Genomic DNA, 14,384 nt, shown 5'->3' on the forward strand with positions numbered 1-14,384 from the left:
TCAACAATAAGCGATGATTTTTAAAAATATGAGAAGCTATTTTAAAAAATCCTCTCTTATTTGCTCGGAGCTAAACGCTTCTTTCACAGCCTCTTGCTAAACGGCATTCAAAGAGCTGACCTTCGGCATTAAGTCAAAAAATCTCAAAACATGAAAAGCTGTTTCGAGATTTTCTTCCTTAATGCTCAGGTCAAAACGCTCTTTTCACAGCCTCTTGATAAGGGAATAATCCCCTGAAGTTTTTGCTTCAATTTGAGATTTTATGAAAAATCTTTGTTAATCGTTGCCTAGATAGAAATCGTTAGGATGTGAAAAATTGTGGTTCAAGAAAATATTGTCATCGAAATGCGGAATATCACCAAACAGTTTGGTACGTTCAAAGCAAATGACAACATCAACTTGCAAGTGAAAGCAGGAGAGATCCACGCTTTACTTGGAGAAAATGGTGCCGGAAAATCAACCTTGATGAATGTGCTCTCAGGCCTTTTAGAGCCAACATCAGGTGAAATACTGATGCATGGGAAAGAAGTGAAAATTACAAGTCCGACAAAAGCGAACCAGCTAGGTATCGGAATGGTCCATCAGCACTTTATGCTTGTGGATGCATTTACTGTTACTGAAAATATTGTTTTGGGAAGTGAGCCAAGTCGAGCAGGGGTACTTGATCGTCGCCAAGCACGTGAAGAAATCCAAAAGCTTTCTGAACAATATGGTTTATCGGTCAATCCTGATGCGTATGTCCGAGATATCTCTGTTGGAATGGAACAACGGGTAGAAATTTTAAAAACACTTTATCGTGGGGCAGATGTCTTGATTTTTGACGAACCTACAGCAGTATTAACGCCACAAGAGATTGACGAACTGATTGTAATCATGAAAGAGTTGGTCAAAGAAGGAAAATCGATCATTTTGATCACCCATAAGTTAGATGAGATTAAAGCTGTAGCAGATCGTTGTACAGTTATCCGTCGTGGTAAAGGGATTGGTACAGTAAATGTAAAAGATGTCTCTTCACAACAATTGGCAGATATGATGGTTGGACGTACGGTTTCATTTAAGACAATGAAGAAAGAAAGTCAGCCTCAAGAAGTTGTGTTATCGATTGAAAATCTAGTGGTTAAAGAAAACCGAGGATTGGACGCAGTCAAAGACTTAAGTTTAGAAGTACGAGCAGGAGAAGTTTTAGGAATTGCTGGTATTGATGGTAACGGACAGTCAGAATTGATCCAGGCGTTAACCGGTTTACGTAAAGCAGAAAGTGGAACGATCCGCTTAAAAGATGAAGATATCACGAATAAAAAGCCAAGAAAAATTACGGAGGCTGGTGTAGGACATGTGCCCGAAGACCGTCATAAGTATGGCTTAGTTCTGGATATGACGTTAGCGGAGAATATTGCTTTACAAAATTACTACCAAAAACCTTACAGTAGGAATGGCTTATTGAATTATTCTTTGATAAATGAACATGCACGTGAATTAATCGAAGAGTATGATGTTCGGACAACGAATGAACTTGTGCCAGCAAAAGCATTATCAGGTGGGAACCAACAAAAAGCAATCATCGCTCGGGAAATCGATCGTGATCCTGACTTGTTGATCGTTGCTAATCCGACACGTGGACTAGATGTTGGAGCAATCGAGTTTATTCATAAACGTTTGATTGAACAAAGAGACAAATACAAAGCGGTCTTATTGATTAGTTTTGAATTAGAAGAAATTTTGAATGTTTCTGATCGTATTGCGGTACTCCACGAAGGAAAAATCGTGGGAATCGTTGATCCAAAAGAAACTTCTGAAAATGAACTAGGATTACTTATGGCGGGCTATTCTTTAGAAGAAGCAAGAAAAGAGTTAGAAAAGGTTGGTGGCGCACATGAATGATCGCAATGAAAAGATACGTAATCTCCTAGTTCCTATTTTTTCGGTAATTCTAGGTTTAGTTTTAGGTGCTATCTTGATGGCAGCTTTTGGTTATAACCCAGGCCAAGGTTATTCTTCAATGTTAAATGCGTCCCTTGGTTCTCAAAGAAGTATTGGTGAAACATTACGGCAAGCAACACCGTTGATTTTTACTGCATTAGGTTTTTCTGTTGCGAACTCAGCAGGATTCTTCAATATCGGGCTTTCGGGACAAGCACTCTGTGGTTGGATCGTTAGTGTGTGGGTAGCACTTGCCTTTCCTGATCTGCCAAAAGTCATTTTATTACCGACTTGTGTGATTTTAGGTGCTTTGGCAGGAGCTTTGGCTGCGGCTATCCCAGGGGTATTAAGAGCCTTTTTCGGTACAAGTGAAGTAATCGTCACTATTATGATGAACTATATTTTACTTTATTTAAGTACTTTTGCTTTACATGACATCATGCCAGATACGTATCGTTCAAGCTTAGATTCTTCAAATTTGATTGGGCAAAATGCTTCTCTTAGATTACCTTGGCTGACACAAATGTTTGGCGGTTCTCGTGTAAATGCTGGTTTGTTTTTAGCATTGATTGCACTGGTTGTTGTTTGGCTATTGATGAAGAAAACGACGTTAGGCTTTGAAATTCGTTCGGTAGGTCTAAATCCTTTTGCTTCTGAGTATGCTGGAATGAGTAGTAAACGTACGATCGTCTTCTCCATGATGATTTCAGGCGCTTTAGCAGGACTTGGTGGAGTAGTCGAAGGATTAGGAACGTATCAAAACTTTTTCGTTCAAACAACTTCCTTAGCCATCGGATTTGACGGAATGGCTGTGTCACTGTTAGGTTCTGGTTCAGCGATTGGAATTTTACTTTCAGCACTCTTGTTCAGTATCTTGAAAATCGGTGGTTTGGGGATGCAAACAGGTGCCGGTATACCATTTGAAATCGTAAATGTATCGATTGCATTGATTATTTTCTTTGTTGGGATCAACTTCTTGATTCGTTTCATTATGGCGAAATTCTTCCAAGGTAAAAAACAAGAAGCGATCGTGGAGACTGTTGAATCGAAACCAACAAATCAGAGTCAAGAAGGAGGAGAATTATAATGTCAACAACTGAGTTAATTGCTTTAATCCTCACTTCAACGTTGGTTTATTCAACACCATTAATTCTTACATCTTTAGGTGGAACTTTTTCTGAACGAAGTGGGATTGTCAATGTAGGTTTAGAAGGCATCATGGTTATGGGTGCTTTCAGTGCGGTAGTATTTAATCTAACCATGAGTCCTACCTTAGGAGACATGACACCATGGATCGCTATTTTAGTCGGTGGGATAGTTGGTGTGTTATTCTCTTTATTACATGCAGTAGCAACTGTTAGTTTACGTGCAGACCATATCATCAGCGGGACAGTTATCAACTTGATGGCACCAGCTTTGGGTGTATTTTTAATTAAAACATGGTATGGAAAAGGACAAACTGATAACATTTCAGTTAACTTAGGATATTTCTCATTTCCTGGATTATCAAAAATTCCAGTAATTGGACCAATTTTCTTTAAAAATACATTTTTACCAGCTTATTGTGCCATTTTAATTGCGATTCTTGCTTGGTTTATTATCTTTAAGACAAAGTTCGGACTTCGCTTACGTTCAGTGGGTGAAAATCCTCAAGCAGCGGATACATTGGGAATCAATGTTTACGCGATGCGTTATTCTGGGGTATTGATCTCTGGTTTACTTGGCGGAATGGGTGGCGCAGTATTCGCTCAATCGATTTCAGGGAATTTCTCTGCCGGAACGATCGTAGGTCAAGGGTTTATCTCAATGGCTGCTATGATCTTCGGTAAATGGAATCCACTAGGGGCCATGGGCGCTTCTTTATTCTTTGGTTTTGCGCAAAGTTTAAGTATCATCGGAGCTCAATTACCAGTGATTTCTTCGATACCGCCAGTATTGCTGCAGATTGCACCTTACCTATTAACCGTTATTGTGTTAGTAGCGTTCTTAGGAAAAGCATCTGGACCTAAAGCGAACGGTAAAAATTATATAAAATCAAAATAAACTTTTAGTGAATAAAAAGGGTGGGTTACGGGAAATGTTTTTTCGACTCGCCCTTTTTGATTTAATAGCAATAATAAAAAAGAAAGAAGGAATAATCATGTTTAAACGCGTACATTTGATTGTCATGGATTCAGTAGGAATCGGTGAAGCGCCAGATGCTGAAAAATTTGGTGATAAAGGTTCAGATACACTAGGGCATATCGCAAAAGAAGCTGGTTTGACAATTCCTCATTTAGAACAGTTAGGATTAGGAACGATTCGCCCATTAGAAGGTGTCGAAGCGGTTAAAAACCACCAAGGCTATGCCACTAAATTAGAGGAAGTATCTGTAGGAAAAGATACAATGACCGGTCACTGGGAAATCATGGGTCTGAACATCAAGACACCATTTCGAGTATTTCCTAACGGTTTCCCTGATGAATTACTCAAACAAATTGAAGACTTCTCAGGACGCAAAATTGTTTGCAATCAACCATATAGTGGAACCGCTGTTATAGATGACTATGGTGAACATCAAATGAAAACTGGTGATTTGATCGTCTATACGTCCGCAGATCCAGTTCTACAAATTGCTGCGCATGAAGAAATTATTCCTTTAGAAGAACTTTATCGGATTTGTCAGTTCGTTCGTGACATTACTAAAGACGACCCATACATGATTGGTCGAATTATTGCGCGACCTTACGTTGGAGAACCTGGTAATTTTACTCGTACGAGCAACCGACATGATTACGCATTGGATCCATTCGGGCATACGGTTTTAGATTCATTAAAAGAAGCAGGAAAAGACGTTATCGCTGTTGGAAAAATCAACGATATCTTCAACGGTCAAGGGATTACAGAGTTCGTCCGTACGAAAAGCAACATGGATGGCGTTGACCAATTATTAAATGTGATGAAAAAAGAGTTTACAGGGATCAGTTTTACTAATTTAGTTGATTTTGATGCATTATTTGGACATCGTCGGGATGTTGTAGGTTATGCCCACGCAATTGAAGATTTTGATTTACGTATTCCTGAAATATTAGAGGCAATGGCAGAGGACGACTTACTGATGATTACTGCTGACCATGGAAATGATCCAACATTCCCTGGAACAGATCATACACGTGAATATGTACCATTATTAGTTTTCAGCAAAAAAATGCAAGGACAAGGAAGCTTGCCACAAGGCTACTATTCAGATATCGCAGCAACGATTGCTGAAAACTTCGATGTTCCTGCTACCGAAAACGGCGAAAGTTTCTTAAAACTTTTGAAATAGGAATGACAGACCGCGTTTGAAAATTTGACCTGAAAAAGCGTAACTAAGATAGGTCAATCATTTTGTTCAAAGAGCCATCTTGCTTTAACAGTATCAATCAAGAGGTGAAAAAGCCTTGTTAATCAGGCATACCTGTTTTTTTAGCTAGTCGAACGACAGGGCTTCTAACCTCTTGACTTCTGTAGAAAAAAATAGTTAATAGGAGAAAGTAAATGACCCAATTAAGCGAAATGTTACAAGAAACGACTCAATTTATTCTAGAAAAGGGCGTAAAAGAAATTGATTTTGGTTTGATCTTAGGTTCAGGTTTAGGAGAGTTAGCGGAAGAAATCGAGGAAGCGATCGTGATTCCTTATGACCAAATCCCATTTTTCCCAACATCAACAGTTGTCGGCCATGCTGGTCAATTAGTCTATGGTACCTTGTCTGGTAAAAAAGTTCTGGCAATGCAAGGACGATTCCATTTTTATGAAGGTCATTCAATGCAAACTGTCACTTATCCTGTGCGGGTAATGGCAGCATTAAAGGCTCATTCGGTGATTGTCACGAATGCAAGTGGTGGGGTAAATGAATCATTTGTTCCTGGCGATTTGATGTTGATTACTGATCATATCAACTTCACAGGTCAAAACCCATTGATTGGTCCTAACGAAGATGAGATCGGTCCACGCTTCCCTGATATGAGCGAGGCGTATACCTTAACTTACCGTGAAGTAGCCAAAGAGGCTGCGAGCCAATTAGATTTGACTCTTAAAGAAGGGGTATATATGGGCTATTCTGGACCAACATATGAAACACCAGCAGAGATTCGGATGTCACGTACGATGGGAGCAGATGCAGTCGGAATGTCCACTGTGCCAGAAGTGATCGTTGCAGCACATAGCGGATTGAAAGTTCTCGGCATTTCATGTATCACTAATTTAGCAGCAGGCATGCAAGCGAACCTTAACCATGAAGAAGTGGTGGAAACAACGCAACGTGTCAAACAATCATTTAAGGCATTGATTAAAGAAGTATTAGTATTACTATAACTGAATCAAGGAGAGTGTCAGATGAGCGTACACATTGAAGCAAAACAAGGAGAGATCGCTGATAAAATACTACTTCCAGGCGATCCTTTACGAGCAAAGTATATTGCTGAAACATTTTTAGAAGATCCAGTATGTTACAACCAAGTTCGTGGGATGTTAGGTTTTACTGGAACCTACAAAGGCGAACGTGTTTCGGTACAAGGAACGGGGATGGGGATGCCGTCAGCGACGATCTATGCCCATGAATTGATTCATTCATACGGTGTGAAAAAATTGATACGAGTGGGTACATGTGGTGCATTATCTAAAGATGTCCATGTTCGTGATCTTGTTTTAGCCCAAGGAGCAGCTACTAGTTCTTCGATGATCGAGAAAAATTTCCAAGCCTTTCATTTTCCGCCGATCAGTGATTTTAATTTATTGTTGAAGGCGTATGAAATTTCAAAAGACAAAGGATTTACCACACATGTAGGAAATGTTCTCTCGGAAGATTCATTTTATAAAGATGATTCAACAGAAACGTTTAAATTAGCTGAATTAGGTGTGCTAGGTGTGGAAATGGAAGCAGCTGCTTTATACTATTTGGGAGCAAAATATCATGTCCAAACATTAGCAATCATGACAGTGAGTGACCATTTGCTTACCGGAGAAGAAACAACTGCAGAAGAACGACAAACGACATTTAACGAAATGATCGAAGTCGGATTAGAAACAGCAATCGCAGATTAATAAAAGAAGTGAGCGAGTGATTCAATTGAATCGCTTGCCCACTTTTTTTATTTATTATAAATAGTATTTTTTAGCAACTGTCAAGTCATCGTTTAATTCATAAACAAGTGGTTGACCAGTTGGAATTTCAAGATCCATGATATCTTCATCAGAAATTCCTTCGATGTGTTTTGCTAAAGCACGTAGAGAGTTACCATGTGCAGCTACTAAAACAGTTTTGTTGTCTAGTAAAGCTGGAGCAATTTCGTCTTGCCAGAATGGTAAAGCACGTTCTAAAGTAACTTTCAAGTTTTCGCCACCAGGAATATCGCGTTTGTCTAACATTGCATAACGACGATCGTTTGCAGCAGAACCTTCGTCACTTTCGTCCATCAATGGAGGAAGAGTGTCGTATGAACGACGCCAAATGTGTACTTGGTCATCTCCATATTTTTCAGCTGTTTCTTTTTTGTTCAATCCTTGTAATTTACCATAATGACGTTCGTTTAAGCGCCATGATTTGATTTGAGGAACCCAAAGTTGATCTGAGTGTTCTAAAATCAAATTACATGTTTTGATGGCACGAGTTAAAACTGAAGTGTAAGCAACATCAAATTCAATTCCAGCTTCTTTGATTTTGCGTCCGCCTTCTTTGGCTTCTTCGATTCCTTCTGGTGCTAAGTTTACGTCAGCCCAACCAGTAAATTGGTTTAATGCATTCCATTCACTAAGACCATGACGAGAAAAAACTAATTTTGGCATGTTTAGCTCTCCTTTAAAATAGGTTATATTTCTGAAAATTTCAGTTCTGCTTTATTGTACAATTTTTTTGACTAGATTTCCATTGAAAAATGAAGTTAATGAAAGGGAAAATCAGAAGATAGACAGATAAAAAAACAAAAATAATTCTTACAGTGACAGATAAACAGAGGTAGGTGGGTCAATGGCTGCACTGTCATTGATCCACCTACCTATTCATTATATACAGTTGATTCGTCTTTAGCAGACAGTCTGCGTTTGTTGCGCCAATCCATTTTTAAATGAAAGAATATCAAGATGTAGGCAGTCGTTTAAGATAATTGCTGAATCTCTTTTTCTGGAAGATTGATATATTTATAACAGGTTCCGACTGATACACCACATTTAGTAGAAATTAATTGGATCGTTTCTTTTTTTTCATAATAAAGCCGACGAATTTTTTTAATTGTTTTTGGATCGATTTTTGGACGACCCCCGATTTTACCTTTTTTACGTGCTTCATCTAACCCAACAAGTGTCCGTTCCTTGATTAAAGAGCACTCCATAATGGCTAATCCTTCCATTAGTTGAAAATAGATTTTCCCCATCGGTGTACGCGTATCGATTTCTTCTTGGATACTAACTAGGTGTAAGCCACGATCTTTGAATAATTGTGTGAGTTCTGTTAGCTGACGAGTGGACTTCCCTAGACGATGAAGTTGACAGATAACTAAAGTATCGCCTTGTCGCATTTCCTTGATTACTTTTTCTAAACAAATATTATTAGACACCGCATCTTTAGACTTGTATGTCTCGTGAAAAATCTCCTGACAACCAAAATTAGAGAGTTGCTCCACTTGTGTTGTAAGATCAACATCATTTATGGTTGTGCGTGCATAACCAATAATCTTCATGGTGATTCCTTTCTAGCAATGATTTTCTGTCTATAGATAACAGTAAAAATGTAGCATAAAGTCCATTGAAAAGATAGTTTTTTTATGTTTTTAAAATGAACTATTTTTGCTAATTTTTATAACTAATATCAGGGTTGTTATTTTTGATGAGGTGAGTCGATAATTGATACGCCTTGTGCGGAGCCGACAACGACTTTTGAAACCATATTTAAAAACAGTCCATGTTCAACGACACCAACCAGTTGATCAAGGTACGTTGCTAAAGCTTCAGGGTCATTGATCACTTCTAAATGTAAGTCAATAATGTAATGACCACTGTCTGTTTTGACTATCTGACCTGTTTCGGTTTGACGTAAAACAGGTTGGTAACCTTTCTCATCAAAGATCCGCATCAATTGTTGAGCGCCATAAGGAATCACTTCTACTGGAAGAGGGAACTGCCCAAGTTGCTCCACTAATTTTGATTCATCAACGATCCAGATGACTTGTTTTGAATACGTAGCAACAATTTTTTCAAAAAGTAATGCTGCGCCACCACCTTTAATTCCTTGAAATGCTTTACTGATTTCATCAGCACCATCGATCGTGAGATCAACTACGGGTACTTCATCAATACTCTTAAGAGGGATACCTAATTTTTCTGCTTGTTCTTTAGTGGCATTCGATGTAGTGACACCAGTGATGTTTAATCCTTCTTCACGCATTCTTCTACCAATTTCTTCTACCATATAATAGGCTGTAGAACCGGTACCCAAACCAACGATCATTCCGTCCTTCACAAATTTAGCTGCTTCAATTCCAGCTGCTTGTTTCAAATTCATCTGTTGTTCCCACCTTTTCTTTCGTCTCTATTCATAGCTATTTTATATTGAATGATTGGAAAAAGATAGCGTCCTTTTTTTAATTTCAAATGGCTAAAAAAAATACATAACACTGGTTGACAGAGTACTTTATTCATGATATCCTAACCAAGGTGCTTTATCTACAGGTCTCTGGTAAAGAGACGTGCTGACTGTTTATCAAAGCATATTTGATAAAGATGCAGAATTGCATTTATTTTTTATCGCAAAAAAAGAACCACCTGGATGTGTGGAACTAGACGCGAATCGTGGGAAGGAGGAAACAAGGAATGCCTACAATTAACCAATTAGTACGTAAACCTCGTAAATCAAAGGTGGAAAAATCTAATTCACCTGCTTTGAACAAAGGATATAACAGCTTTAAGAAAACTCAAACAAACGTGAACTCTCCTCAAAAACGTGGGGTAGCAACACGTGTGGGTACAATGACACCTAAAAAACCGAACTCAGCTTTACGTAAATATGCTCGTGTTCGTTTGTCAAACTTAATTGAAGTTACTGCTTATATCCCAGGGATTGGTCACAACTTACAAGAACATAGCGTAGTATTACTACGTGGTGGACGTGTAAAAGACTTACCAGGGGTACGTTACCATATCGTTCGTGGTGCACTTGATACAGCTGGTGTAAACGACCGTAAACAAAGCCGCTCTAAATACGGTACTAAAAAACCTAAAGCTTAATTTTAATTATTAAACAAATGAAACTTGTTCTTACTATGTTAAGAGAGTAAGGCAATTACTATGAAGAATATTTCGGAAGGAGGAGTTACGGATGCCACGTAAAGGTCCTGTTGCAAAACGTGATGTTTTACCAGATCCTATTTATAACTCAAAATTAGTAACTCGCTTGATCAACCGTGTAATGGTTGACGGAAAACGCGGTGTTGCAGCTAGTATTATTTATAACGCCTTTGATTTGATTAAAGAATCTACAGGTAATGATCCATTAGAAGTGTTTGAACAAGCTATGAAAAATGTTATGCCTGTTCTTGAAGTTAAAGCACGTCGTGTTGGGGGTTCAAACTATCAAGTACCAGTTGAAGTTCGCCCTGAACGTCGTACAACTTTAGCTCTTCGTTGGGTAGTAAACTACGCTCGCTTGCGCGGTGAACACACAATGGAAGAACGCTTAGCAAAAGAAATCATGGATGCTGCAAACAACACTGGTGCTTCTGTTAAAAAACGTGAAGACACTCATAAAATGGCTGATGCCAACCGTGCATTTGCTCATTATCGTTGGTAAGATCCTCTCTGCCTGTTGGGGTAAACGACAGCAGAAAGTCAATTTACAATCGATTTAAATAAAGAGAGGAGTAAGAAAATGGCAAGAGAATTTTCGCTAGAAAAAACTCGTAATATTGGTATCATGGCTCACGTTGATGCAGGTAAAACTACAACAACAGAGCGTATCTTGTACTATACTGGTAAAATCCATAAAATTGGTGAAACCCACGAAGGAGCTTCACAAATGGACTGGATGGAACAAGAACAAGAACGTGGTATCACAATTACATCTGCTGCGACTACAGCGCAGTGGAAAGGTTACCGTGTAAACATCATCGACACACCAGGACACGTAGACTTCACAATTGAAGTTCAACGTTCTCTACGTGTATTAGATGGTGCGGTAACTGTACTTGACTCACAGTCAGGTGTTGAACCTCAAACTGAAACAGTTTGGCGTCAAGCAACTGAGTACCGAGTGCCTCGTATCGTATTCTGTAACAAAATGGATAAAATCGGTGCGGACTTCTTGTACTCAGTAAAATCATTGCATGATCGTTTGCAAGCAAACGCGCATCCAATCCAATTGCCAATCGGTGCTGAAGAAAACTTCACTGGTATCATCGACTTGGTTAAAATGAAAGCTGAAATCTATACAAATGACTTAGGAACAGATATTCAAGAAACTGAAATTCCTGAGGAATATTTAGAACAAGCTCAAGAATGGCGCGAAAAATTAGTCGAAGCTGTTGCTGAAACAGACGAAGAACTAATGATGAAATATCTTGAAGGTGAAGAAATCACACAAGAAGAATTGATTGCTGGTATCCGCCGTGCAACAATTAATGTTGAATTCTTCCCTGTATTAGCTGGTTCAGCGTTCAAGAACAAAGGGGTTCAATTAATGTTGGATGCCGTTCTTGATTACTTGCCTTCTCCAGTTGATATCGAAGCAATCAAAGGGATCGATACAAAAACAGACGAAGAAACAACACGTCCAGCTGACGATGAAGCTCCTTTTGCTTCATTAGCGTTTAAAGTAATGACTGACCCATTCGTAGGTCGTCTAACTTTCTTCCGTGTTTATTCTGGTGTCCTTGAAAGTGGTTCATATGTATTGAACGCTTCTAAAGGCAAAAAAGAACGTATCGGACGTATTCTACAAATGCACGCCAACACTCGTCAAGAAATTGATAAAGTGTACTCAGGTGATATCGCCGCTGCTGTTGGATTGAAAGATACAACAACTGGGGATACATTATGTGCATTAGACTCACCGGTTATTCTTGAGTCAATCGAATTCCCTGACCCAGTTATCCAAGTTGCTGTTGAACCTAAATCAAAAGCAGACCAAGATAAAATGGGTGTTGCGTTGCAAAAACTTGCAGAAGAAGATCCTTCATTCCGAGTTGAAACAAACGTTGAAACTGGTGAAACTGTTATCTCAGGTATGGGTGAGTTGCACTTAGACGTTTTAGTAGACCGTATGAAACGTGAATTTAAAGTTGAAGCAAACGTTGGTGCTCCACAAGTTTCATACCGTGAAACATTCCGTGAAGCAACAAAAGCTGAAGGTAAATTCGTACGTCAGTCTGGTGGTAAAGGTCAATACGGTCACGTATGGGTTGAATTTACACCAAACGAAGAAGGTAAAGGCTTCGAATTTGAAAATGCAATCGTCGGTGGGGTCGTTCCTCGTGAATACATCCCTGCTGTTGAAAAAGGACTAGAAGAATCTATGAATAACGGTGTTCTTGCTGGCTATCCATTAGTGGATATCAAAGCAAAACTTTACGATGGTTCATACCATGACGTCGATTCAAATGAAACAGCCTTCCGTGTTGCTGCATCTATGGCTTTAAGAGCTGCTGCAAAACACGCACGTCCTGTTATTTTAGAACCAATGATGAAAGTAACGATTACTGTTCCAGAAGATTACTTAGGTGATATCATGGGACACGTAACTAGCCGACGCGGTCGCGTTGAAGGTATGGAAGCACATGGTAACTCACAAATCGTTAATGCGATTGTTCCATTGGCTGAAATGTTCGGTTACGCAACAACATTGCGTTCAGCAACTCAAGGACGCGGTACATTTATGATGGTATTTGACCACTATGAAGATGTTCCTAAATCAGTCCAAGAAGAAATCATTAAGAAAAACGGCGGTAAAGCTGAATAATTTCTTAAAACAAGATCGTCTGTTTGACAGATTATCTAAAGAGACTGTATTTTTAATATAGTTTCGTGTAAAATAATTATCGATGATATGGGCATGTGATAGACTTTTGGTTTATCACATACCTATCAGACAAATAAAAAATATATTGTATTTTTAGGAGGACATTTTAAAATGGCAAAAGAAAAATTTGACCGTTCTAAACCACACGTTAACATTGGTACAATCGGACACGTTGACCACGGTAAAACAACTTTAACAGCAGCAATCACAACTGTACTATCTAAGAAAAACGGCGGCCAAGCTATGGCTTACGATCAAATCGATGGTGCTCCAGAAGAACGCGAACGCGGAATCACAATTTCAACAGCTCACGTTGAGTACGAAACTGACACTCGTCACTACGCTCACGTTGACTGTCCAGGACACGCGGACTACGTTAAAAACATGATCACTGGTGCTGCTCAAATGGACGGAGCTATCTTAGTAGTTTCTGCTGCTGATGGTCCTATGCCTCAAACTCGTGAACATATCCTATTATCTCGTCAAGTTGGTGTTCCATACATCGTTGTATTCTTGAACAAAGTAGATATGGTTGACGACGAAGAATTACTAGAATTAGTTGAAATGGAAGTTCGTGACTTATTAACAGAATACGAATTCCCTGGTGACGATGTTCCTGTAGTTGCTGGTTCAGCTTTGAAAGCTTTAGAAGGCGACGCTTCATACGAAGAAAAAATCCTTGAATTGATGGCTGCAGTTGACGAATATATCCCAACTCCAGAACGTGACAACGACAAACCATTCATGATGCCAGTCGAAGACGTATTCTCAATCACTGGTCGTGGTACTGTTGCTACAGGTCGTGTTGAACGTGGACAAGTTCGCGTTGGTGACGTTGTAGATATCGTTGGTATCGCAGAAGAAACAGCTCAAACAACAGTTACTGGTGTTGAAATGTTCCGTAAATTATTAGACTACGCTGAAGCTGGAGACAACATTGGTGCTTTACTACGTGGTGTTGCACGTGAAGACATCCAACGTGGACAAGTTTTAGCTAAACCAGGTACAATCACACCTCATACAAAATTCTCTGCAGAAGTATACGTGTTGACAAAAGAAGAAGGTGGACGTCATACTCCATTCTTCACTAACTACCGTCCACAATTCTACTTCCGTACAACTGACGTAACAGGTGTTGTTGAATTACCAGAAGGAACTGAAATGGTTATGCCTGGCGACAACGTAACAATGGAAGTTGAATTAATCCACCCAATCGCTATCGAAAACGGTACTAAATTCTCAATCCGTGAAGGCGGACGTACAGTTGGTGCCGGTGTCGTTACTGAAATCAAAGCTTAATCTTTGATCAACTGAATTGTAAGCAACATTGTATTCGGACAATAAAAAGTCATGGTGTCATTAGACATCATGGCTTTTTTTATGGCTTATTTTAAACTTTATTGAGTAAATGAAAGCATTTTGTTTGACAAAAGGAAAA

The 14,384-nt window shown here is 39.1% G+C and carries 13 protein-coding genes; 10 read left to right on the forward strand and 3 right to left on the reverse strand.

The window, feature by feature from the left end; genetic code table 11:
- Nucleotides 1-318 precede the first annotated feature (318 nt).
- From IGK91_RS00195 to deoD, 6 genes are all read left to right on the forward strand, one after another.
- Complete coding sequence (locus IGK91_RS00195) at nt 319-1,881, forward strand: ABC transporter ATP-binding protein (RefSeq protein ID WP_010720470.1); 1,563 nt, start codon at nt 319-321, stop codon at nt 1,879-1,881.
- Complete coding sequence (locus tag IGK91_RS00200) at nt 1,874-3,007, forward strand: ABC transporter permease (protein WP_010720469.1); 1,134 nt, start codon at nt 1,874-1,876, stop codon at nt 3,005-3,007. Before IGK91_RS00195 ends, IGK91_RS00200 begins: the two co-directional genes overlap by 8 nt.
- Entirely contained in the window at nt 3,007-3,963 is a 957-nt protein-coding gene (locus tag IGK91_RS00205) for an ABC transporter permease (RefSeq protein WP_010720468.1), read from the forward strand. Before IGK91_RS00200 ends, IGK91_RS00205 begins: the two co-directional genes overlap by 1 nt.
- Nucleotides 3,964-4,060: 97 nt before the next feature.
- A complete protein-coding gene (gene deoB / locus IGK91_RS00210; protein ID WP_010720467.1) occupies nt 4,061-5,227 on the forward strand; it encodes a phosphopentomutase in 1,167 nt (388 codons plus the stop codon).
- A 212-nt stretch (nt 5,228-5,439) separates the two neighbouring features.
- On the forward strand, nt 5,440-6,258 hold the full coding sequence (locus tag IGK91_RS00215; RefSeq protein WP_010736792.1) for a purine-nucleoside phosphorylase: 819 nt from the start codon (nt 5,440-5,442) through the stop codon (nt 6,256-6,258).
- Between the two features lie 21 nt (nt 6,259-6,279).
- Entirely contained in the window at nt 6,280-6,987 is a 708-nt protein-coding gene (deoD, locus tag IGK91_RS00220; RefSeq protein WP_010720465.1) for a purine-nucleoside phosphorylase, read from the forward strand.
- A 54-nt stretch (nt 6,988-7,041) separates the two neighbouring features.
- On the opposite strand, the gene gpmA is transcribed toward deoD, so the two are convergent.
- The 3 genes from gpmA to rpiA form a co-directional block, all read right to left on the reverse strand.
- On the reverse strand, nt 7,042-7,728 hold the full coding sequence (gpmA, locus tag IGK91_RS00225) for a 2,3-diphosphoglycerate-dependent phosphoglycerate mutase (protein ID WP_010720464.1): 687 nt from the start codon (nt 7,726-7,728) through the stop codon (nt 7,042-7,044).
- A gap of 308 nt (nt 7,729-8,036) precedes the next feature.
- Nucleotides 8,037-8,618: a recombinase family protein gene (locus tag IGK91_RS00230; RefSeq protein ID WP_010720463.1), complete on the reverse strand. Its 582-nt coding sequence runs from the start codon at nt 8,616-8,618 to the stop codon at nt 8,037-8,039.
- A 137-nt stretch (nt 8,619-8,755) separates the two neighbouring features.
- Nucleotides 8,756-9,439, reverse strand: coding sequence for a ribose-5-phosphate isomerase RpiA (gene rpiA / locus IGK91_RS00235; RefSeq protein WP_010736793.1), 684 nt, complete (start codon nt 9,437-9,439; stop codon nt 8,756-8,758).
- 308 nt (nt 9,440-9,747) lie between these two features.
- Here rpiA and rpsL point away from each other — a divergent pair, with 308 nt between their 5' ends.
- From rpsL to tuf, 4 genes are all read left to right on the forward strand, one after another.
- Nucleotides 9,748-10,161, forward strand: a complete 414-nt coding sequence (gene rpsL / locus IGK91_RS00240; protein WP_002294318.1) for a 30S ribosomal protein S12 — start codon at nt 9,748-9,750, stop codon at nt 10,159-10,161.
- Nucleotides 10,162-10,252: 91 nt separating this feature from the next.
- Nucleotides 10,253-10,723, forward strand: coding sequence for a 30S ribosomal protein S7 (gene rpsG / locus IGK91_RS00245; RefSeq protein ID WP_010720461.1), 471 nt, complete (start codon nt 10,253-10,255; stop codon nt 10,721-10,723).
- 78 nt (nt 10,724-10,801) lie between these two features.
- Nucleotides 10,802-12,886, forward strand: coding sequence for an elongation factor G (gene fusA, locus IGK91_RS00250; RefSeq protein ID WP_010720460.1), 2,085 nt, complete (start codon nt 10,802-10,804; stop codon nt 12,884-12,886).
- Between the two features lie 171 nt (nt 12,887-13,057).
- Nucleotides 13,058-14,245: an elongation factor Tu gene (gene tuf / locus IGK91_RS00255; protein WP_010720459.1), complete on the forward strand. Its 1,188-nt coding sequence runs from the start codon at nt 13,058-13,060 to the stop codon at nt 14,243-14,245.
- Nucleotides 14,246-14,384: the final 139 nt, after the last annotated feature.

Origin of the sequence: Enterococcus sp. DIV1208, from assembly GCF_050530455.1 — a bacterium.
Taxonomy (GTDB): Bacteria; Bacillota; Bacilli; order Lactobacillales; family Enterococcaceae; genus Enterococcus_B; species Enterococcus_B hirae.